This is a genomic window from Pseudomonas sp. AK-TSAG1-1, assembly GCF_056821665.1.
In genome coordinates this window covers 2,731,544-2,752,200 of the sequence record NZ_CM165965.1, presented here as the reverse complement: position 1 = coordinate 2,752,200, position 20,657 = coordinate 2,731,544, and the positions used below count along the sequence as shown (strand labels likewise).

Below are 20,657 nucleotides of genomic sequence, written 5' to 3'. Positions count from 1 at the left end.
TCCCGGCTGAGATAGAACACCTTGGCAGCATTGGCCGCAGTGGCTCAATCCGTGTTTTAAGGGCTCAAACGTGAAAATAAAAATAAACCAGATCTCCCCCTTGTTTCTCTCTCTACTGATGCTGCACGGCGCTCCCGCCTTTGCAGAAGAAACCGCCAGCCCGCCATCGAATCTTCTGACCGCCGCCGTCGCCTGGAAGCAGACCGCCGCCGAGTTCGAGGCGCTTTATTACCAAGGGTTCAACATCGCCCGAATGCAACTGGATCGAGCGCTGCAGGCGCACAAGCCGGGCGATAGACCATTGGCGATCATCAGCGATGTCGACGACACCGTGCTCAGCAGCAACAGCTATTGGGGCTACATGATCAATGCCGACAAGGAGTTTTTCGACGACGCGGCCTGGGACCAATGGGTGGCTGACAATGGCCCGGTTGCCACGCCCGGTGCGGTGGATTTCCTCAGCTATGCGCAATCCAAAGGCGTTGAGATTTTTTACGTCACCAGCCGCGACCAGGGTGAAAAAACCTATGAATACGCCTTGGCAAACCTGCGCAAAAACAACCTGCCGGTGGCCGACGAGAAACACCTGACGGTTTACCGTGACAGCTCCAACAAGGAGCCGCGTCAACAGGAGATCGCCAAGGATTACGATGTGGTGGTGATGCTCGGTGACAACCTCAACGACTTCAAGCGCAAGTACTACGTTGCAGACGTCAAACAGCGCACCAGCCTGATGACCGAGGACAAGGAGCAGTTCGGGCGCAAGTTCATTATTTTCCCGAACCCGACCGATGGGCACTGGCTCAAAGCGATTTTCGGCGACTCGGAACCACCGGCCACCGCGCAGAATCGTGCGAAGTTCAAGGCGGCAGCGGGTTCTACGGCCTGGCAGCCCAAGCAGTAACTTGCTAATGCGATTGTCAGTCAGCGGGGGCGGCAACTATTGTCGCCCCCTGCTCGGCCCGACCAGGATCCGCCAATTCTCAGATAAACGCAGCCTCGACAAAGGCCTGCAGCGTTTTCTCTTGCAGTATCTCAATGGAAAAATGCCCGAAGCGCTTTGGCAACCAGATAATCCGTCTCCCGGAGGTGGCTCCCATCGAAACGATACTCATGGTAAGCACGACGCGATTGTTCATGTAGTCGGTTTCATCACCGATTTCCCCATTGGAATACCTTCCCGTCTGTGAGACAAAAGCCCGAGCCTTTCGAGGCAACCACGCCATCAAGGAGCGCTGCACCCCATGGATGAAACCATCACTTACCGAACTGCGACGGTCGAAGACGCACTGAGCATGTGTGAGCTGGGCCAACTGCTCAATGAGGTGCACCACACGGCCCGCCCCGACATTTATGCCCCGGCCACCGTGGAGTTTTCCCGCGATCTGCCTCACTGGTCAGGCCTTTTCGAGAAGCCGGGCCATGTTGTTTTCATCGCCAGTGTCGATGACCAAGCGGTGGCGTTTATCACCGCCAGCCTGTCGGCCAGCTCAGGGCCATTGATGCAGCCGCAAAACGTTGTGCGCATCGGCTCGGTGTGTGTCGCCGAACCGTTTTCGGGCAAAGGCATAGGGCGCGGGCTGATGGCGCTCGTGAAAAACTGGGCAGTCGAACAGGATGCTCAGGATCTGCGTTTGACCGTCTGGCCGTTCAATAGCCGTGCCGCGCGGATGTATGCGGAGTTCGGATTTGAACCCCGCGCCTTTGAAATGGGCATGCGTTTGTAGACGCTTGCCCGCTCGCAGAACCCTGCCTCAACCCAAGCGCATCGACAGTTCGATATCGTCGGCAAACGGCACGGACAGGTAACCGTTCTGCGGTGCGCGCACGTAAGCCAGGTACTCCGGGCAATAGTTGGTGTTATCCGCCACCACCAGCGCGCCCGGTTTCAGGTGTTTTTCCACCAGGTTCAACACGTCGCCATACAACGCTTTGGCGCCATCGAGCAGGAGCAGATCAACTGAAGGCGGCAAGTCGCTGGCGAGGGTGACGAGTGCGTCGCCTTCACGGATCTGCACCAGGTCGCTGACGCCGCCTTCGACGAAGTGATGACGCGCCAGGGCGATTTTCTGCGGTTCGAATTCGCTGCCGATCAGCATGCCGCCACCGTTGTCGCGCAGCGCCGCCGCCAGGTGAAGGGTCGACAGGCCGAACGAGGTGCCGAACTCGACAATCGCCTTGGCCTTGGTATTGCGCGCCAACATGTACAACAGCTTGCCGGTGTCACGGGAGACCGGCAGCCACAAGTCCTTGAGCATTGCGTAGAGCTTCAGGTACTCGGTCTTGCTGTGCATCAGGCGTTCGCGCTCCGCGCCGGATACCGTTTCCAGCAGCGGACTGGTGGCGGCGCTGGCCTGGTTGTAGAGGCGTTCGATCAGGCTCGCCAGTGGTTCAGTGGTCAGGGTTGTCATGATTGCTTTCCGTCAATGGGGGATTAAGATGCGAGCAATTCGTCGCATTTAAATGATGCGAGTGATTCACCCGATCCGCTATTCGCGTTTCCCCCGAGGCCCGAGCCGCCCATGAGCAATCGCCAGACCGCCCGTATTTCCTCACGCAAACAGCCGCAGCAGGCACGCTCCACCGATCTGGTCGCGGCGATTCTGCAGGCGGCTATTCAGGTTTTGACCGAGCATGGCGCCACCCGATTCACCACCGCACGGGTCGCGGAAAAGGCCGGTGTGAGCATCGGCTCGCTGTATCAGTACTTCCCCAACAAGGCCGCGATCCTGTTCCGTTTGCAGCGCGATGAGTGGCTGCACACCACGCAGATGCTGCAGCGGATTCTGGAAAATCTCGAGCAGCCACCACTTCTGCGCCTGCGCACATTGGTGCAGGCATTTGTCCGTTCGGAGTGTGAAGAGGCACAGATGCGCGGCGCGTTGAACGATGCCGCGCCGCTGTATCGCGACGCCCCCGAGGCGCACGAAGTGCGCGCGGCAGGACGGCAGATCTTCGCCGCGTTCATCTCGCAACTGTTGCCCGAAGCCAGCGGGCCAACGCGCGCGGCGGCCTGCGAACTGATCCTGACCACGCTCAGTTCGGTGGGCAAGGATTTTTCCGCCAGCCCACGCGCCGATCTGGAAATCACCGCATTCGCCGACGGCCTGGCGGACATGTTCAGCGCTTACGTGGTGGCGCTGAATCAACCTTCAGGGTAAATCGGCTGCGTGCGGTCTGATGCGGGTGAACTGCTGTTCGGTCACGAGGGTGCCCCACTGACTGCCCTGCTCTTCTTTGCTCAGTTCGAAGCCGGACGCTTCATACAGTCGGCGCGCGGCGTCGAGGCCCTTGAAAGTCCAGAGCTGAATGGCGTCAAAACCCTGCTGATCACAAAACGCCACGGCCGCATTCAGCAGCTGCCGGCCGACACCGCACCCGCGGCAACCATCGTCGAGGATGAACCAGCGCAAATGCGCTTGCTGATGACCCAGGTCCTGCCCGTCGATCGCGATCGAACCGACGATGCGCTCGTTGAGGGTCGCGACCCAGATCTGGTTGCACGGCTGATCGAGGCGCCCGACGAACTCTGCCACGCCACTGGCGACCCGGCTTTCGAAGATCGCGCCGAAACCGGCATGCCGCGAGTAGTAATCGGCATGCATTTGCGCCACGCGGCCAATCAGGCCCCGGCGGTAGCCGGCGCTGATCGACAGGTTCGGCGTGAGTGTCTGTTCAGCGCCCAGGCGAATGCTCTTGAGGGCGTGGGCGTAGGTCGTGAGGCCTTGCGCCACGCTCTGTTGCTGCGAGGGATTGAGCGCCTGCAATGCCTTGTTGACCTGCGCCTGCCCGAAAGCGTGAATGGCGGCGACGGTCTGCCGGCCTTGCGGCGTCAGCTGCAAGCGCTTGACGCGAGCGTCCTCGGCGGCACGCTCCTGGATCTCGCCGGCCTTGATCAGCTTGCCGACCATGCGGCTGACACTCGACTTGTCCAGCCCCAGGCTTTGCGCCAACTGCGCAGCGCTCACACCGTCCCCTGCCTCGATTTCCAGCAACGCGTGGACACCCGAGGCGGAGTAGTCGGTCGCTGCCAGCGTGGCGCGCATGAAGCCCAGTTCCCGCACCATGGTGCGCGACGCCGTGCGGATGTCTTCGATCAACGCTGGGGCAATCGTCATGACCAACCACCTCTGAAAATGGTTGTCCGATACAACCATAATCCGCTACCGCTGTGCAACGGGCCGACTACGCTGAGTAACAGCCAAACGCATCGGGTCGACAAATCCGGCAGCAGGTTCCACCATGGCCCCTTTCCTTGAAATGACAGCGAGGCGTTGTAATGAGCCAATCCACCATCCGCGCGTTGATCCTTGATGACTACGCCGACAACAGCTTTCGCGAAGCACAGATCGAACGCCCGGTGCCGCAAGCCAACGAGGTACTGGTGCGCATCGTGGCCAGTGGCGTGAACCCCATCGACTACAAGATCCGCACCGGCAACGCACCGTACGCCATGCCGCAGCTGCCAGCGATTCTCGGAACTGACATGGCCGGCGTGATTGAAGCGGTCGGCGCCAACGTCAGCCATCTGTCAGTGGGCGACGAGGTGTTCGGCATGGTCGGCGGCGTGCGCGGCCTGTCGGGGTCGCTGGCCGAATACCTGGCGGTGGATGCCGACCTGGTGGCGCTCAAGCCGAAGAACCTCGGGTTCCGTGAGGCGGCAGCAGTGCCGCTGGTGTTCCTCACGGCGTGGGAAGGTCTGGTCGACCGCGCGCACGTCAAGGCCGGTCAGAAGGTGCTGGTGCAAGGTGGCGCGGGCGGTGTCGGGCACATGGCGGTGCAAATTGCTGCGGCCTTGGGCGCTGAAGTGTTCGCCACGGTGTCGCCGGGCAAACGTGCGATTGTCGAAGGCTACGGCGCCACCGCCATCGACTATAAAAGCGTGCCGGTCGAGCAGTACGTAAACCAATTCACCGACGGCAAGGGTTTTGACGTGATCTACGACACTGTCGGCGGCCAGAGCCTGGATGATGCGTTCGCAGCGATCCGCCTCTACGGCCACGTCAGCAGTTGCGCGGCGTTCGGCACCCACAACCTGGCCACCGGTTCGCTGCGCAGTGCGACGCTGTCGGGGATTTTCGTGTTGCTGCCGATGCTCACCGGGGTCGGGCGCAAGCACCACGCGGAAATCCTCGGTTACGCCACGCGGTTGATCGAGGAAGGCAAGGTCAAGCCGTTGATGCACGCTGAACGCTTCAGCCTCAGCCAGGCGCGACAGGCACACGACGCGGTGCAACAGGGCACGGCGATTGGCAAGGTGGTGATCGACGTCGCCTGAACGGCAAAAAATCAGGGCAAAAAAAGCCCCGCAACCGAATGAGGTGCGGGGCAAAGGATTGGTTGGTTGCGGCCAACCAAAGGAGCGCGGTCAAAACAGTTCGCAAGCCTGGGTCAGAGGCAATCCTGGGCAGCGCGTTCAAAGCTTGATGGCAGGAAGTTGGAGGCCAGCAAGTGGCGCTCGTAGATGAACACCTTGCCGCCGCTGCCGGCCTTGTAGGCTTCCAGCACGTTGTCCGCCGAGACTTTGCTCGGTACCACGATCCGGTAGCTGCGCTGCGTTTGCGAGACAGTCGGGTTCAGCGCACTGAGCTGCAGCTTCGGCACCACGCAATCGGCGTACTGCGCCGGGGTCTTGCTGGTCTGCAAGGTCAGCGTCGGGTCATTCGGCGCGGAAGCGCAACCGGCGAGCAGCAACGTGGCAACGGCCAGGGTCGGGGCAAATAAAGAACGCATCGGTGTAATCCTGAAAATAAAGGTTCGGTTCAACTGGCAGTGGTTCAGCGTCACGGCGCCGCCTCTGCCCTTTATGTTTTTGAGTATTCAGCTTGAAGCCACCAACGCCTTGAGCGAGGCATCGAACTGCTTCAAGGCATTGAATTGCAGGTCACGTTGTTTCTCGATCTGCGCGGCAATCTCATGCGCCGCCTTGTCGTGTACCCAGACCGACGGGATCTGTTTCTCGACGGAGCCTTCGGCCTTGCCGATGTACTGCAGGTCGGCGTCGTAGAAACGCGCGATGAAGTGCGCTTCGAACAGGCTGTTCTGCTGGGTCAGCAAGCGGTTGAAGGTGTCGAGTTTCACCACGATGTCCGGATGTGCCTGAATCAGCGCATCGAGGTTGTCGTAGACAGTCACTGACATGAACTGGCGCTGCAGCGAGCTGAGCAACCAGTCGATCGCCAGCTCCGGATCAGAGCTGCGCACAAAGGCCGCGCGAATCTGCGAGTCCAGCGCATCCTTGGCCCCGTGCAGCGCCATGTCGTGGTAACGCGTCAGGTACTGCAGGTTTTCCCGGGTGTTTTCGCTGTACAGCACACCCACGCTCTGCGAATGCTGCAACGTCGCGACGCTGCCGGCGATCGGTTGAAGATGACACGCACAGGCGTCGTCTGCGAAAGACGGTGCGGTGGTCATCACCCCGCCCATCAGCAGGGCGATCAGCGCCAGTCGGGTCAGTGTCTTCATCGCGCAATTTCCTTGAGCTGCGTGTTCAATGACGGCAATTTTCCGCCTATTGCATACAAAGCTGAACTTGCGTTTCGTGATGGTCACTATTACTTCTAGCGATAGTTGCGCACGATAAAGACAGGTACACACTCATCCACAACGACCAGAACAACAGTGAGGTAGCCGATTTGAGAACCTTTGACCTGATCCGCGACGCGGTCTTGCCCGACTTTCGCGAGCGGGTGGCCGAATATCTGGTGCAGTACGAAAGCGTGTTGCTGGACAAAGGCATCACCGATGCGCAGCTCAAGCGTGACACCGCCAATCAGCTGCGCGGCTACCTGCGCGGGCTGAACACCACACGGGTATTGGGCATGGCCTACTGGGAAGAACTGGATCGACGGGTCGTCAACACCTGGCTCGCGCCGGCGCAATGACCGACTAGACTTGCCGGGCTGCCAATGTCCCGTCAGTCGAACCGGAGGTGTCCCCATGAGCAACACCGAATCTGCAACTTTCAACGGCTGGGCCGCCACCGCTGCCGGCGCCCCGCTGGAACGCTACAGCTACGACCCCGGCCCGTTAGGCGCAGAAGACGTGGAAGTCGCGGTGGAATACTGCGGCGTCTGCCACTCCGATCAGTCACTGATCGACAACGACTGGGGCATCAGCCGCTACCCGTTCGTGCCGGGCCACGAGGTGGTCGGCAAAATCGTGCGCGTGGGTCCGCAGGTGCGCGGTCTCGAACTGGGCCAGCGCGTCGGCATCGGTTGGTACAAGGGCAGTTGCATGCACTGCTCATCCTGCATGAGCGGCTCGCAACAGCTGTGCGGCACCGCCCAACCGACCATCATCGGCAGCCACGGCGGCTTCGCTGACCGTTTGCGCTCGCACTGGGCATGGGCAATTCCGGTGCCCGCCAATCTTGATCCGGCCATGGTCGGCCCGCTGTTCTGCGCCGGCTCCACCGTGTTCAACCCGTTGCTGCAGTTCGGCGTCAAACCCACCGACCGCGTCGGCGTGGTCGGTATCGGCGGCCTCGGTCATCTGGCGCTGCGCTTTCTCAACGCCTGGGGCTGCGAAGTCACCGCGTTTACCTCGTCGTTGAACAAACAGGACGAAGCCCGGCGTCTCGGCGCGCACAACGTGGTCGCCTCGACTGACAGCAATGCGCTGAAAGCGATTGCCGGCACCCTGGACTTCTTGCTGATCAGCGCCAACGCCGACCTTGACTGGACGGCGATGCTCGCCACCCTGCGCGGCAACGGCCGGCTGCATTTTGTCGGCATCGTGCCCAGCGCGATTCCGGTGCATGTGTTCGACCTGATCCCGCAGCAGAAATCCCTGTCCGCCTCCCCGGTCGGCTCGCCCGGGACGATGGCAACCATGCTCGAATTCTGCGCCCGGCATCAGATTCTGCCGCAGGTCGAGATGTTTCCCATGAGCAAGGTCAACGAGGCGGTCGACCATCTGCGCAGCGGCAAGGCGCGCTATCGCGTGGTGCTCGACGCCAGCCAGTAACGAAACCGTGCGGCGCCTGCCCCTGCAGACGCCGCCGCTCCTGCCAAAACAGGCCCAAACGCTTACAATCGCCGGTCTAACCGAACTTCAGACAGGCTCCTCAAGAAATGCCGCTCGATCCACCAACGATGCTGACCATCTCGATCGCTCTAGCGGCCGCTGCCGCGCTCTACCTGGCGGTCGAGTGGCGCAGTATTCGTGAGCCTTCGCTGCTGTTGTGGAGCGCCGGTTTCGCCACGATTACCGTCGGTTCCACCTTGGCCCTGCTGCGCAGCAACGGCTTTTTGCTGATCGGCATCTGGTTCGCCAACGGCCTGCTGGTGACCGCCCATTTCCTGTTTCTGCTGGGGGTGGCGCGCTTCACCCGGATTCGGCTGTCCCGGGCCTGGTACCTGATCTTCGTCACCTGGCTGGTGATGTTGCTGCTGCCGGACGGGCCGCTGTGGTCGAAGGTGATGCTGGCCGCCAACTCGCTGCTGGTGGCCGCCTCGACGCTCAAGGCCAGTCTGCTGCTGCGTCCGCATGGCAAATCGCTGAGCGTCGGCGCGGTGCAACTGCGCTACGTGTTGCTGGGCCACGGTATTTTCTATGTGGCCAAGGCCCTGACGGTGATGATCCCCGGGACACTGATCGATCTGGCCGCGTTCCGTGGCGAAATCATCCAGATCTCGCTGGTCGAGGGCGCGATGGCGATCATGCTGATCGCGCTGTCGATGACCGGCACCGAACGCTACCGGCGTGAAGAGCAGATCGCCCGGTTGGCCGCCCGTGATCCGCTGACCGCCCTTTTCAACCGCCGCGCCCTCGACGTGCGCGCCCCGCGCCTGCTCAGGGACGTCTCTGCGCAGCAACCCGGAGCGCTGCTGCTGATTGATATCGACAACTTCAAACTGGTCAACGACCAGTACGGCCACACTGCCGGCGACCGCCTGCTGGTGGCCTTGAGCGAGATGATCCGCGCCGAATCACCCGACGGCGCACTGGCCGCCCGACTGGGCGGAGACGAGTTCGTGATATTGCTGAATAACGCGCCGAGTGAACGCATCGTCGCCCTCGGCGACACCCTGCGCGATCAGTTTCAGCGCAGCGCCATTCAGGCATTCCCGACCTCGGAGCCGGTGACGCTGAGCATCGGCGCCACCCTGTTCAACAAGCCGCCAGCCAGCCTCGCAGCACTGATCGAGCAAGGCGATGCCGCACTCTACGAATCCAAGCGCGGCGGACGCAACCGCCTGCGCCTGACCGGACTCACCCCTTCAGGATGACCAGACCCATGACCTGTTTCGACACTCCCCTGCAAGACCTCGCCGCCCCCGAAGGCGTCTGCTACGGCTGCGGCGGCCGCAATCCGCACGGGCTGCACGTGAAAAGCTTCTGGCACGAAGACGGCGTGCACGTCATGGCCGAACACCTGCCGGACGACAAATACTGTGGCTGGCCGGATCTGGTGTACGGCGGCTTGCTGGCGATGCTGGTCGATTGCCATTCCAACTGGACGGCGATGGCCTGGCACTACCGCAACGAACAGCGTGCACCGGGCAGCCTGCCGCGTATCGACTGCGTGACCGGCAACCTCGGCATCAAGTTCATCAAACCCACACCGATGGGCGTGCCACTGACCTTGCGCGCCAAGGTCGAGGGCGACGTCGGGCGCAAGACGCGGGTGATCTGCGAGGTGTACGCCGGGGATGTGCTGACGGCGATTGGCGATTCGGTGTTTGTGCGGGTCGATACCGGGCAACTGGCAGACGCAGCTCACGGGCGACAGGCATAGAGCAAACGCGGCTAGGCGCGACCCTGTCGAAAACGCAGAAGCTATCGCAGACCGCACTTCTCAGGAGTTTCCAACCCGTGTCCGAGCTGCCGATCCACTTCGCCTACACCCGACGCTTCAACGCCGTGCTCGCCTATATCGAGGCCCATCTCGAGGACGACTTGTCGGTGAGTACGTTGAGTCAGGTGGCGAACTTTTCGGTGTTTCACTTCCATCGGCAATTCAGCGCCTTCGTCGGCGTGCCGGTCTCGCGCTACGTGCAGCTGATGCGATTGCGCCGAGCGGCGCATCGGCTGGCCGCGCAACCGGAGCACTCGATACTCGACGCCGCGTCTGACGCCGGGTTCGAGAGTCCGGAAGCGTTCAGCCGAGCGTTCAGGCGCGACTTCGGCATGACGCCGAGTGCCTTCAGGAAGCAGCCGAACTGGCAGACCTGGAATGCGGTATTCGCCATCCCTCACTTTTCCAGGAGCATCATCATGCACACCAGAATCATCGATTTCCCAACCGTACGGGTCGCCGCGCTTGAGCATTGCGGCTCGCCGGGTGAGGTTCAGCAAAGCGTGCAGAGATTCATTGCGTGGCGCATGCACAGCGGGCAGTCGCCCGTGGCGTCGAGTCGCACCTTCGGCATTCCCTACAACAACCCCGACACCACACCCGCGGAGGATTTTCGCTTCGCCATTTGCGGTGAGATTGACCAGGCCGTCACACCCAATACGTTCGGCGTGCGCGAAATGGTCATTCCCGGCGGTCGTTGTGTGGTGGTACGACACGTAGGTTCACCGGATCACATCGGCGAAACGATCTACCCGATCTACCGCGACTGGCTGCCAACCAGCGGCGAGGAATTGCGCGATCATCCGCTGTTTTTCCATTACCTGAGCGTGTATCCGCAGACGCCGCAGGAGCAATGGCAAACGGACGTGTACGTGCCGTTGCAATCGTAAGAGCCGCCGAGGTGTTTTTCCGCTTGTCGTGTGCAATGCCAACCCCTTATAAGAGCGGCTCTTTCTCTCGAACTAAAGGATGTACACATGAGCAATGCCTGGAACGAAGGGTATTTCACCGACGAGGGCTACACCTACTCGTACAGCCGGGAAATCAACCCGGTGTTCCAGCGCTTTTGTCTGTTGTTGCGTGGCTTTGCCACGCTGGAAAATGCCGGCGGCTATCACTGCGAGCTGGGCTTCGGTCAGGGCGTCTCGATCAACATCCACGCCGCCGCCAACCCGGGAAACTACGTGGGCACGGACTTCACGCCGTCCCAGGCGGCGCATGCCATCGCTCTGGCCAACGACTGGAACAGCCAGGCGCGGCTGTACGATGACAGTTTCGAGCAACTGCTGGCCCGCGATGATCTGCCGGCGTTCGACAGCATCAGCCTGCATGGCATCTGGACGTGGGTCAGCCGGGATAATCAGCAACTGATCGTCGAGTTCGCCCGTCGCCACCTCAAGCCGGGGGGCCTGTTGTATGTCAGCTACAACTGCTTCCCGGGCTGGTCGCCTTCGGCGCCATTGCGCAATCTGTTCAGCCTGCACAACCGCTTTGCCAGCCAGATTTCTACCAGCCCGGCCAAACGCATCGATGCCGCACTGCAGTTTTCCGAAGCGCTGCTGGCGGCCAATCCGAAATATGCCCACGCAGCGCCGAGCCTGGGCGCCCAATTGAACAGCATCAAGGGCCAGAATCGTCAGTACGTGGCCCATGAGTATTTCAACCGCGACTGGAACTGCATGTATTTCACTGACGTGGTCGACGCCATGACCGCAGCCAAACTTGACTACGCCGCGACCGCCGTGCCGCTGGATACCGTGGCCCCGCTGAACCTGAGCGCAGAAGGCATGGACTTTCTCGAAGGCATCGAGCATCCGGTCATGCGCGAGCAAGCGCGTGACTACTTCGTCAATCAGAATTTCCGTCGGGACCTGTACATCCGTGGCGCCAATCGGCTGTCTGCCGCCGAGCACCGTGACGGCCTGCTGAGGACCCGCTTTGCCCTGTTGCAGACCGTTGAAAGCATTCCGGGCACGGTGACCGGTCCCGCGGGCGAGGCTGCGCTGCAAGCGGAGATTTACAGTCCGGTGCTCGCAGCGCTCGCCGCCAACGCCTGCCAGCCGAAAACCCTGCAGCAATTGTTGATGGCGGTCGGCTCCGTTTCGTATGACGATCTGTTGCAGGCCGTCACCGTGCTGATTGGCATGGGCGTTGTTGCGCCGTGCCAGAGCGAAGCCGCCGAACGACAGGTGCAGGAGCGTTGCAACACCCTCAACCTGCAACTGTGCAAGCGTGCGCTGTTCAACAGCAACATTCAGGTGCTGGCCAGCCCGGTTACCGGCGGTGGCGTGCCGGTCGGCCGCTTCCAGCAGTTGTTCCTGATTGCGCTCAAGCAAGGCATGACGCATCCAGGCGAATGGGCAGAGTTGGCGTGGGGCGTCATCAGTGCCCAAGGCGAAGCGCTGCTCAAGGGTGATCAGCCGCTGCTCACCGCCGCAGAAAACCTTGCCGAACTGACTGAGCAGGCCCAGGCATTTGCCGAGACATCGCTGGGCATTCTCCAGGCGTTGAAAATTGCTTGATCCTTGCCTGCGCAGCGACTGACGCGCAGGCAACCCGGGCGACTGGCCGCCATCGAAAGCGCCAGTCGTCTGCGTTTACCGCTCTGTGTGCCGTCATCTGAGCAGCCACACCGCTTGCCTCGCCCCGCGCCCCGGCAAAAAAGCAAAATTGCCATGTGTTTCCATCGTTCCTTCTTGCGTCGCACTGTTCATTGCCCGTTCCTGTCTGGAGTTCCTCGATGCCCGCGTCAAAATCCCTGCCCACTGCCCTGTTGGGCCTCGCCCTCGCCTGCCCGGCCATGGCCGAGGAACCCAAAGGCATGGAATTGGGCCAGGTGCTGATTTCGGCCGAGGAACAGAGCGGCGCCGATGCCTCCGTGGCCGAGGCCGAGGCGCGCCTTGCGCAGGTGCCCGGCGGCACCAACGTGGTCGACCTGCGCCAGCCGCTGCAAGGTCGGGTGGCGAGCAATCAGGACGTGTTGGCGTATCAGCCGGGGGTCTACGCGCAGTCGGCGGGTAATGAAGGGGTGAAGATCTCGATCCGTGGCTCGGGAATCAACCGTGCACCCGGCGCTCATGCTTCGGGGCTGTACACCATGCTCGACGGCCTGCCGCTGACCGGCCCGGGCGGCACGCCCTACGAATTGCTCGAACCGCTGTGGCTCGACCATGTGGAGGTGCTGCGCGGCGCCAACGGCTTCGATCGCGGCGCTCTGGCGCTGGGCGGTGCCATCGATTACGTCAGCCACACCGGTTACGACGCGCCGAAATTGCAGGTGCGCTACGCCACCGGCAGCCATGGTTATCAGCAGCGTCAGGTCAGCTCCGGGCAGGTGCTGGGCGACTTCGACTACTACGTGTCGTTGACCGATTCGAACGCCGACGGCTATCAGGATCACACCGCCAGCGACAGTCAGGGGGTGATCGCCAATTTCGGCTATCGCTTCAACCCGAACCTGGAAACCCGTTTCTATTTCCGCTACCGGCAGACCGACAACGACCTCGCCGGGCGCGTGACCAAGCACTCGATCGAGCACGACCCGCGAGCGGCCAACCCGGCCTACGTGTCGCGCGACGACAGCCGCAAGCAACCGGGCAGCACCTTCATCGGCAACAAGACCACCTACTACATCGATGATGATTCGAGTATTCAGACCGGGCTGGTCTACCACGACTACCCGATGGACCTGCGCGAAGGCCCGAACCGGCTGAAAGTGGCCTACACCGACGTCAGCGGCACCTTCGATTACAAGCGCCGCGACAGCATTTTCGGTATGGAAAGCCGCAGCACCGTCGGCCTGCGCACCACCAAACACCTGCCCAATGACGGCGCCAGCGAGTTCGTGCGCATCCCCAGCGGTAATACCGCCGGCTATGCGCCTGGCACCCGCATGCGTAACTTCACCTATCAGGGTTCGGACACGGTTCTGCACGTCGGCAACGACCTGGAAATCGCCGATGACCTGTGGCTGACGACCGGTCTCGCCGCTATCTATACCCGCCGCGAAAGCGCCGTCACCTACCCGCAAAGCGGCGGCAAGACCAGCCTGAACGACTGGGACTACGCACCGCGCCTGGGCTTGCGCTATCAGCTCACGCCGGACCTGCAACTGTTCGGCAACCTCAGCCGTTCGGTCGAGGCACCGCATCCGTGGTCGCTGATCTACAGCTCGAACATCCGCTTCCCGGCCGGCAACGGTGCGGCGACCGGCACCCAGAGCGACCCGATCAAACTGCAAAACCAGACCGCCACCACCCTCGAACTCGGCGGGCGTGGCGACAGCGCAATCGGCCAGTGGAGCCTGGCGTGGTACTACGCGCAGGTGCGCCACGAACTGCTTTCGGTGCTGCCGGACGCCAACGCTGTCACGCCTTACGAACTCAACGCCAGCCCCACCGTGCATCAAGGCGTGGAAGCCAGCCTGCAAAGCACCCTGTGGTCAGCCGCCGACGGGCGCAAATTGAGCCTGCGCCAGGCTTACACCTTCAGCGACTTCCATTACCGCGACGATGAGCGTTTCGGCGACAACCGCCTGCCCGGCCTGCCGATGCACTACTACCAGGGCGAACTGCGCCACGACTGGCCGCAAGGCTTCTTCGCGGCGGTCAATACGCAACTGGTGTCCAAAGTCGCGGTGGATTACGCCAACAGCTACTACGCCGATCCCTACGCGCTGTTCGGCGCCAGCGTCGGCTACAACGCGCCGAAAAACGACTGGCAAACCTGGCTGGACCTGCGCAACCTGACCAACCAGCACTACGCTGCGACGGTCACTCCGGGGTATGACGACAAGGGCCAGGACGCGGCGCGGTCTACGCCGGGTGAAGGATTGGGGGTTTATGTCGGGGTGTCGTGGAGCCTGCTCTGAGCGCATGATCTGACCGTCACTCAAGGCATGCAGCGGGTCAGAACGGCCCCTGCGTCATCACCCGCGTCTCGGTGATATTGCGCAGAGCCTCGACCCGCCGCTGATACAGATCCGTCAGACAACCGACCTTGGCGCCACAGGCCTTGCGGCTTTTCAGAAAGGCCTGTTGCTCGCCGATCAAGGCGTCGCGCCCGCCCATCGGCAGCAAGCGTTTGTCGAGGCTGAACAGCTCGCCCATGGTCACATCCAGATCGTTCAGCGCGCGGTTGGCGCAGACCGCTTTTTCGTCCGCAGCCTTGGCCTTGGCGCAATCGAAGCTGGCGGCGCATGCCATTTCGGCGGCCAGCAGCAAACCGGCGCCGAGCAGCGCGCCGATCACCGATGAAATTTCTCGAACTCGCGTCATGTCGTCGTATCCAACGTGGTAAGCCAATGGAGGTATGAAAAATGAAAAGTACCGATGACAGCAAGCCCGCAACCCCTCACAACGCACCACCGCTCGACGCGGCGGGCAAACCGGTGGATGTCGTTCGCCGCGATCTGCAGGACAGCGACGACGACACCAGGGCCGTGGACGAGGTGATTACGCCAACCTCGATCCGCACCAAGGAACAGGAGGCCGAGGAACTCAAGCGTAAGACCGATGCGATCGAACGCAAGGTTGCCGACGGCAATTAGTTCGCCCAGCACCGGACAGCGCTGCTCGAATATGCCTGGCGGGTGCATTGCTTATTGCCAATGAATCCATACGTTGTGTGCTCCTTTCTGTCCTACCGATAACCGTGTCCGCTCAAAGGCTTGGAGGCCTTGAGCGAGCACGCCCGGTTTACCGTCAATGTCCCGCGCACGACCGTTCGGCGCTTTCTCTGGCAGGCCTGCGAAATCGGATCTAGGGTTGCGTGGCTGGCGATATGCCAGCGACCCGCGAACGTCAGACAGACGCTCGCCCGTAGCGGCACTGGAAAAGAAATCAGGGATGGTTTTTGTGCTTGCGGTTCCCTCTGCGCTCTAGCCGAGCGCGCCACTGATCCCTGCGTTTCGTTGTGTTCTATCAAGGACAGAAAGATGAACAACGTACCGGTCAATTCCTCTCGCCTGTCACTGCGACAGGCCACGCGCGACGCTCCGAAAGCCCAGCCCGGCGGCTTCGGCTGAGGACTCGCGCGCCAGCGCCGGTGTCTGCGCGCCGATGCTGGGCAAACTGAAAATACCACTCGATCAGATCCCGACGGATCAGGTTGCTCGCTCGCCGAGAACGCCGCTTGCCGGTGTTCTTGCAGGCAGAGGCTGCCTGTCTGTCAGGTAAGGCGCCCCTTCACCAGGGGCGGTTCTGCAGCACGGATGAGGAAACCCGCGTTATGACCCGTTCAACGGCCAACATCCCGCCTTACGGGGTCGCCATTCAAAGTGCGATCAAACAAGGCGATGTGCAGCACATGAAGACGTTGTTGCAACAACGCGACACCAGCAAACCTGAAGCGCAAGACCTGAAAGACGCGTACGAAAACCTGGCCAGGGAAGTTTCCAGGCACGAAAAGTCCTGAAGCCATCAATCACATTGCAATGGAGGCAAACAACATGTCCGGTTCTACTGAAAATGTCGGCCTGTTTCCGGTGAGCTACCGCATCGGCACCGGCGCGCCCGGTGCCCAGACGCTGGTACTGCACCTGCTGGTCTCGACACCCAATACGAAGGTCAACGGTACTGCAGCGATCACCCAGGCAACCAATCCGCCACTCGACGTGCATTCAGACGTCTGGGGCGAGTACACCTACCTCACCGTGATGTCGCCCGGGGTCAGCAAAATCCTCGTGACCGCCCAAGGCAATCACGGCGGCCCGGGGTCCAACTCGATCAATAACTTCGATGTGCGTCTGGTGGTGGGTACCGACTGGCGCGAAGGCGTCGCCAACTATCGCTACTTCGATGGTCAACGCTGGCACGAGGTCAATAACGCCCCGGCGCATCTGCAGGAATCGCTGCCATCACCGTACAACCCAGGCCCTGTGATCATTCCGCACCCGCCAATCCTGCCGCTGTACGCCGCGCCGATTCAGAGCGCAATCGCCAGCGGTGATCTGGCCCAGATGAAGAATCTGGCCAAACTCGCCCAGCAGCAGCTGGACCAGCAACCGCAACTGCAGAGCGCACTGGAAGCGGCGAAGAAAGAAGTCAGCCGGCTGCAGAGCCGCTGAGTCAGGCCACTTGATCCGCCATTCACTTTAGGGAGTAGCACCATGTCGATCGGACTTTTTCACACCCGTCTCAGCATCAGCAATGCACTGCCGGGCGCACCGGTTCTGACCCTTGATCTGCTGGTCGATACCGCGCACAAACGTGTCAGCGGGATCGCCAGCGTGTTTCAAGCCACTTGGCCGACGGTCAATTACCGGGCGCAGGTCTGGGGCAGCTTTTCCGAAACCAAGCTGACGGCCAACGTCGAGAACCACATCATCCTCACCCTCGATGGCGGCCCGAGCGGCCCGCTCAGCCAGATTGCCCAGACGTTCCACCTAAGAGGCATTCTGGGCAGCGACTGGGCCAGCGGCTTTGTCGATTATCGCTACGAAGAACAGGGCCAGTGGCACGAAGTGAAGCACGTTGCAGTCCATCAGGCTCCCAACGAGCAGCCGCATCCGGGGCCACATCCGCAGCCGCTGTACGCCGTGGCTGTGCAGCAGGCGCAGACCAGCGGCGATCTGGCGCAGCTCAAAATCGTGGTGCAACAGGCCGAGCAACAAGTGGCGCACGAAGGTGCATTGCGCAGTGCCCTTGAGCATTTGAAAGCGGAAATCGCGCGACTGGAAGCGCGCTAACCGGTAAGCCCCGGGCGAGATCGCAACGGATCTTGCCCGGGTCTTGTTCAACCGCGGTCAATCCCTTCGTAGCGCGCACTGGATTGTGCGCAAGGATTTCCCATGTCAGACGTGCGCCCCGCCCGTTACCTCAGCGACACCGATCTCAAACGCTATGTGCCGGTGCACGTAGTCTGGGAGATCACCCTGGCCTGCGACTTGAAATGCCTGCATTGCGGCTCCCGCGCAGGGCATCGACGGCCTGACGAACTCAACACCCGCGAGTGCCTGGACGTCATCGACGCGCTGGCCGCGCTCGGCACCCGCGAGATCACCCTGATCGGCGGCGAAGCCTATCTGCGCAAGGACTGGACGCAACTGATCAAAGCCATTCACGACCACGGCATGTACTGCGCGATCCAGACCGGCGGACGCAATCTGACGCCGGCGAAAATGCAGGCGGCGGTCGATGCCGGGCTCGACGGCGTGGGTATTTCCCTGGACGGCCTGGCGCCGCTCCACGACGCGGTGCGCAACGTACCCGGCTCGTTCGACAAGGCCGTGGACACCCTGCGCCGGGCCAAGGCCGCGGGGCTGGCGGTGAGCGTCAATACCCAGATCGGCGCCGCCACACTGCCGGACTTGCCGGCGCTGATGGACACCATCATCGAACTCGGCGCCACCCACTGGCAGATCCAGATCACCGTGGCCATGGGTAACGCGGTGGATCATCCGGAGTTACTGTTGCAACCCCATCAACTGCTGGACGTGATGCCGTTGCTGGCCCGGCTGTATCGCGAAGGCGTCGACCGTGGCCTGCTGATGAACGTCGGCAACAACATCGGTTATTACGGACCGTATGAACACCTGTGGCGCGGCTTCGGTGACGAACGTGTGCACTGGACCGGTTGCGCCGCCGGCCAGACGGTGCTGGCGCTGGAAGCTGACGGCACGGTCAAGGGCTGCCCGTCCCTGGCAACCGTCGGTTTCTCCGGAGGCAATGTGCGCAACATGAGCCTGCACGACATCTGGCACTACAGCGAAGGCATGCATTTCGGCCGTTTGCGCTCGGTGGATGATATGTGGGGTTACTGTCGCGGCTGTTATTACAACGATGTCTGTCGCGGCGGTTGTACCTGGACCTCGCACTCACTGCTCGGCAAACCCGGCAACAACCCCTACTGCCATTACCGAACGCTGGAACTGCAAAAGCGTGGACTGCGCGAGCGCATCGTCAAGGTCGAGGAAGCCGCGCAGAAATCATTTGCAGTCGGCCGTTTCGACCTGATCACCGAACGCATCGACACCGGCGAGAAGGTCAGCAGCGTCAGTGACAGCGGCCAGGTGGTCAAACTGGCGTGGATCAATCAGGGCCAGCAGTCTCCGGAACAAGGCCGGATCGCCCCGCAGCTGAGCCTGTGTCGCAGTTGCCTGCAGTACATTTATCCGCACGAGGTCAGCTGTCCGCATTGCGACGCCGATGTCGCCACCGCCGAAGCCGAGTATCAGGCCAATCGCGCGCGGCAGCAGGCGATCATGAACACGCTGACCGGGCTGCTGGGCATCGCCCCCAGTCAATTGAACTGAGCGCCCGGCGCCCTTGCAGTAAATATTTTCCCTGTCTGTCCCGGGTTTTCCTGCCCGGGACAACCCTCCCCCTGCCCTGCAGGCCACGGTTTTACTGGGCTTGTCCTTTCTGCTTCAGCAATTTGTATTCACATCCCAGCTTAATAATATTTTACCGATACCCCCCTCCTGCCTAGTCTGGCCGCAAGCAAAACGGACAAGCCTGAAGCGATCCGAATCCACTTGCCTTGCCAGGAAGGATGTAGAAATGACCACTGAAATAATAAAAACAGACACGCTTGTCGTGGGGGCCGGACAGGCCGGTGTGGCGATGAGCGAGCACCTGAGCAAACTCGGCGTGCCGCACCTGGTGCTGGAGCGCAGCCGCATTGCCGAACGCTGGCGCACCGGACGCTGGGACTCGTTGGTGGCCAACGGTCCGGCGTGGCACGACCGCTTTCCAGGACTGGAATTCGATGACGTCGACCCTGATGGTTTCGCCCATAAAGAACGGGTGGCGGACTACTTCGAAGCCTACGCGAAGAAATTCAATGCGCCGATCCGCACCGGCGTCGAAGTCAAAAGTGTCGTGCGCAATGTCGGCCGTCCGGGGTTCACCGTCGAGACCTCCGAAGGGGTGATCGAGGCCAGCCGCGTCGTGGCGGCAACCGGTCCGTTCCAGCGTCCGGTGATCCCGCCGATCGCCCCGCAAGATCCGCGTCTGTTGCAGATCCACTCCGCTGACTATCGCAATCCGCAGCAACTGCCCGACGGCGCGGTGCTGGTGGTCGGTGCCGGCTCGTCTGGTGTGCAGATCGCCGATGAATTGCAGCGCTCCGGCAAGCAGGTCTACCTCTCGGTCGGTGCCCACGACCGTCCGCCGCGGGCCTACCGCAACCGTGATTTCTGCTGGTGGCTGGGGGTGCTCGGCGAGTGGGATCAGGCCGCGATGAAACCCGGTCGCGAGCACGTGACCATCGCCGTCAGCGGTGCCCACGGTGGGCGCACCATCGACTTCCGCGGTCTGGCCCATCGTGGCATGACTCTGGTCGGCGTGACCGAATCGTTCAACAACGGCGTGGTGACCTTCAAGCAGGACCTGGTCGACAACCTCAAACGCGGCGATGACAACTACCTGGCCCTGCTGGACGCCGCCGACGCCTACATCGAGCGCAACGGCCTCGACCTGCCGCAGGAACCTGAAGCGCGCGAGACCTATCCGGATCCCGAGTGCGTGAAAAATCCGCTGCTCGATCTCGACCTGGCCAAGGCCGGCATCACCTCGATCATCTGGGCCACCGGGTTCGCCGTGGATTATTCCTGGCTGCAGGTCGCGGCATTTGATGACAAGGGCAAACCGCAGCACCAGCGCGGTGTGTCCAGCGAGCCTGGGGTGTATTTCCTCGGACTGCCATGGCAGTCGCGGCGCGGTTCGTCGTTCATCTGGGGCGTGTGGCACGACGCCAAACACGTGGCCGATCACATCGCCACCCAGCGCAAATACCTCGACTACAAAGATGCCGAGCAGCGTGAAGCCGCCCTGCATTCGACCGCCAACACGAAAACCGCCGACACCGTCGACGCTTGACCTCCCTCTTTCGCGGCGGTGCCCGGTGCACCGTC

The 20,657-nt window shown here is 61.8% G+C and carries 22 protein-coding genes and 1 pseudogene; 17 read left to right on the top strand and 6 right to left on the bottom strand.

Annotated features, from left to right (window positions below):
* Nucleotides 1–118 precede the first annotated feature (118 nt).
* Entirely contained in the window at nucleotides 119–904 is a 786-nt protein-coding gene (locus AC1UK9_RS12305; protein ID WP_482580469.1) for a 5'-nucleotidase, lipoprotein e(P4) family, read from the top strand.
* Between the two features lie 79 nt (nucleotides 905–983).
* Here the strand turns inward: AC1UK9_RS12305 and AC1UK9_RS12300 are convergent.
* Nucleotides 984–1,088, bottom strand: a pseudogene (locus tag AC1UK9_RS12300) (VOC family protein); the annotation flags it as partial.
* Nucleotides 1,089–1,244: 156 nt separating this feature from the next.
* Here AC1UK9_RS12300 and AC1UK9_RS12295 point away from each other — a divergent pair.
* On the top strand, nucleotides 1,245–1,727 hold the full coding sequence (locus tag AC1UK9_RS12295) for a GNAT family N-acetyltransferase (RefSeq protein ID WP_473015405.1): 483 nt from the start codon (nucleotides 1,245–1,247) through the stop codon (nucleotides 1,725–1,727).
* Nucleotides 1,728–1,754: 27 nt separating this feature from the next.
* Here the strand turns inward: AC1UK9_RS12295 and AC1UK9_RS12290 are convergent, their stop codons facing one another.
* Nucleotides 1,755–2,411 carry an O-methyltransferase gene (locus AC1UK9_RS12290; RefSeq protein WP_482580216.1) on the bottom strand — a complete coding sequence of 219 codons (657 nt, stop codon included), beginning with the start codon at nucleotides 2,409–2,411 and terminating at the stop codon, nucleotides 1,755–1,757.
* A 111-nt stretch (nucleotides 2,412–2,522) separates the two neighbouring features.
* On the opposite strand from AC1UK9_RS12290, the gene AC1UK9_RS12285 reads away from it, so the two are divergent.
* The gene (locus tag AC1UK9_RS12285; RefSeq protein WP_482580214.1) at nucleotides 2,523–3,161 is read left to right on the top strand and encodes a TetR/AcrR family transcriptional regulator; all 639 of its coding nucleotides are present in this window, start codon (nucleotides 2,523–2,525) and stop codon (nucleotides 3,159–3,161) included.
* On the opposite strand, the gene AC1UK9_RS12280 is transcribed toward AC1UK9_RS12285, so the two are convergent.
* On the bottom strand, nucleotides 3,153–4,118 hold the full coding sequence (locus AC1UK9_RS12280; RefSeq protein ID WP_482580213.1) for a bifunctional helix-turn-helix transcriptional regulator/GNAT family N-acetyltransferase: 966 nt from the start codon (nucleotides 4,116–4,118) through the stop codon (nucleotides 3,153–3,155). The two genes, AC1UK9_RS12285 and AC1UK9_RS12280, sit on opposite strands and share 9 nt — an antisense overlap.
* Before the next feature lie 161 nt (nucleotides 4,119–4,279).
* Between AC1UK9_RS12280 and AC1UK9_RS12275 the strand changes: the two genes are divergently transcribed.
* Nucleotides 4,280–5,278, top strand: coding sequence for a zinc-dependent alcohol dehydrogenase family protein (locus tag AC1UK9_RS12275; RefSeq protein ID WP_482580212.1), 999 nt, complete (start codon nucleotides 4,280–4,282; stop codon nucleotides 5,276–5,278).
* 113 nt (nucleotides 5,279–5,391) lie between these two features.
* On the opposite strand, the gene AC1UK9_RS12270 is transcribed toward AC1UK9_RS12275, so the two are convergent.
* The gene (locus tag AC1UK9_RS12270; protein WP_025111567.1) at nucleotides 5,392–5,733 is read right to left on the bottom strand and encodes a hypothetical protein; all 342 of its coding nucleotides are present in this window, start codon (nucleotides 5,731–5,733) and stop codon (nucleotides 5,392–5,394) included.
* 87 nt (nucleotides 5,734–5,820) lie between these two features.
* Nucleotides 5,821–6,465 (bottom strand): ATPase, encoded by a 645-nt coding sequence (locus tag AC1UK9_RS12265; RefSeq protein WP_482580210.1) that lies wholly within the window; start codon nucleotides 6,463–6,465, stop codon nucleotides 5,821–5,823.
* A 170-nt stretch (nucleotides 6,466–6,635) separates the two neighbouring features.
* Between AC1UK9_RS12265 and AC1UK9_RS12260 the strand changes: the two genes are divergently transcribed.
* From AC1UK9_RS12260 to AC1UK9_RS12230, 7 genes are all read left to right on the top strand, one after another.
* The gene (locus tag AC1UK9_RS12260; RefSeq protein WP_482580209.1) at nucleotides 6,636–6,884 is read left to right on the top strand and encodes a hypothetical protein; all 249 of its coding nucleotides are present in this window, start codon (nucleotides 6,636–6,638) and stop codon (nucleotides 6,882–6,884) included.
* A gap of 55 nt (nucleotides 6,885–6,939) precedes the next feature.
* Complete coding sequence (gene ahr, locus AC1UK9_RS12255; protein ID WP_482580208.1) at nucleotides 6,940–7,968, top strand: NADPH-dependent aldehyde reductase Ahr; 1,029 nt, start codon at nucleotides 6,940–6,942, stop codon at nucleotides 7,966–7,968.
* Nucleotides 7,969–8,075: 107 nt separating this feature from the next.
* Nucleotides 8,076–9,233, top strand: a complete 1,158-nt coding sequence (locus tag AC1UK9_RS12250; RefSeq protein ID WP_025111563.1) for a GGDEF domain-containing protein — start codon at nucleotides 8,076–8,078, stop codon at nucleotides 9,231–9,233.
* A gap of 8 nt (nucleotides 9,234–9,241) precedes the next feature.
* The gene (locus AC1UK9_RS12245) at nucleotides 9,242–9,742 is read left to right on the top strand and encodes a PaaI family thioesterase (protein ID WP_482580206.1); all 501 of its coding nucleotides are present in this window, start codon (nucleotides 9,242–9,244) and stop codon (nucleotides 9,740–9,742) included.
* Between the two features lie 86 nt (nucleotides 9,743–9,828).
* The gene (locus tag AC1UK9_RS12240) at nucleotides 9,829–10,692 is read left to right on the top strand and encodes an AraC family transcriptional regulator (RefSeq protein ID WP_482580468.1); all 864 of its coding nucleotides are present in this window, start codon (nucleotides 9,829–9,831) and stop codon (nucleotides 10,690–10,692) included.
* Between the two features lie 87 nt (nucleotides 10,693–10,779).
* Entirely contained in the window at nucleotides 10,780–12,324 is a 1,545-nt protein-coding gene (locus tag AC1UK9_RS12235) for a methyltransferase regulatory domain-containing protein (RefSeq protein WP_482580205.1), read from the top strand.
* A 218-nt stretch (nucleotides 12,325–12,542) separates the two neighbouring features.
* On the top strand, nucleotides 12,543–14,672 hold the full coding sequence (locus AC1UK9_RS12230) for a TonB-dependent receptor family protein (RefSeq protein ID WP_482580204.1): 2,130 nt from the start codon (nucleotides 12,543–12,545) through the stop codon (nucleotides 14,670–14,672).
* A 37-nt stretch (nucleotides 14,673–14,709) separates the two neighbouring features.
* On the opposite strand, the gene AC1UK9_RS12225 is transcribed toward AC1UK9_RS12230, so the two are convergent.
* Nucleotides 14,710–15,078 carry a lysozyme inhibitor LprI family protein gene (locus AC1UK9_RS12225; RefSeq protein WP_482580203.1) on the bottom strand — a complete coding sequence of 123 codons (369 nt, stop codon included), beginning with the start codon at nucleotides 15,076–15,078 and terminating at the stop codon, nucleotides 14,710–14,712.
* Between the two features lie 41 nt (nucleotides 15,079–15,119).
* On the opposite strand from AC1UK9_RS12225, the gene AC1UK9_RS12220 reads away from it, so the two are divergent.
* The 6 genes from AC1UK9_RS12220 to AC1UK9_RS12195 all read left to right on the top strand — a co-directional run bounded on the left by AC1UK9_RS12220 (nucleotide 15,120) and on the right by AC1UK9_RS12195 (nucleotide 20,622).
* Complete coding sequence (locus AC1UK9_RS12220) at nucleotides 15,120–15,350, top strand: hypothetical protein (protein WP_482580202.1); 231 nt, start codon at nucleotides 15,120–15,122, stop codon at nucleotides 15,348–15,350.
* Between the two features lie 680 nt (nucleotides 15,351–16,030).
* Nucleotides 16,031–16,216 carry a DUF1843 domain-containing protein gene (locus AC1UK9_RS12215; protein WP_025111556.1) on the top strand — a complete coding sequence of 62 codons (186 nt, stop codon included), beginning with the start codon at nucleotides 16,031–16,033 and terminating at the stop codon, nucleotides 16,214–16,216.
* Between the two features lie 34 nt (nucleotides 16,217–16,250).
* Nucleotides 16,251–16,868, top strand: coding sequence for a DUF1842 domain-containing protein (locus tag AC1UK9_RS12210; protein WP_482580201.1), 618 nt, complete (start codon nucleotides 16,251–16,253; stop codon nucleotides 16,866–16,868).
* Between the two features lie 42 nt (nucleotides 16,869–16,910).
* Nucleotides 16,911–17,489 carry a DUF1842 domain-containing protein gene (locus AC1UK9_RS12205; protein WP_473015386.1) on the top strand — a complete coding sequence of 193 codons (579 nt, stop codon included), beginning with the start codon at nucleotides 16,911–16,913 and terminating at the stop codon, nucleotides 17,487–17,489.
* 102 nt (nucleotides 17,490–17,591) lie between these two features.
* Nucleotides 17,592–19,055 (top strand): GDL motif peptide-associated radical SAM/SPASM maturase, encoded by a 1,464-nt coding sequence (locus tag AC1UK9_RS12200; RefSeq protein ID WP_482580200.1) that lies wholly within the window; start codon nucleotides 17,592–17,594, stop codon nucleotides 19,053–19,055.
* Between the two features lie 247 nt (nucleotides 19,056–19,302).
* Nucleotides 19,303–20,622, top strand: coding sequence for a flavin-containing monooxygenase (locus tag AC1UK9_RS12195; RefSeq protein WP_473015385.1), 1,320 nt, complete (start codon nucleotides 19,303–19,305; stop codon nucleotides 20,620–20,622).
* The last annotated feature ends 35 nt before the right edge of the window (nucleotides 20,623–20,657 follow it).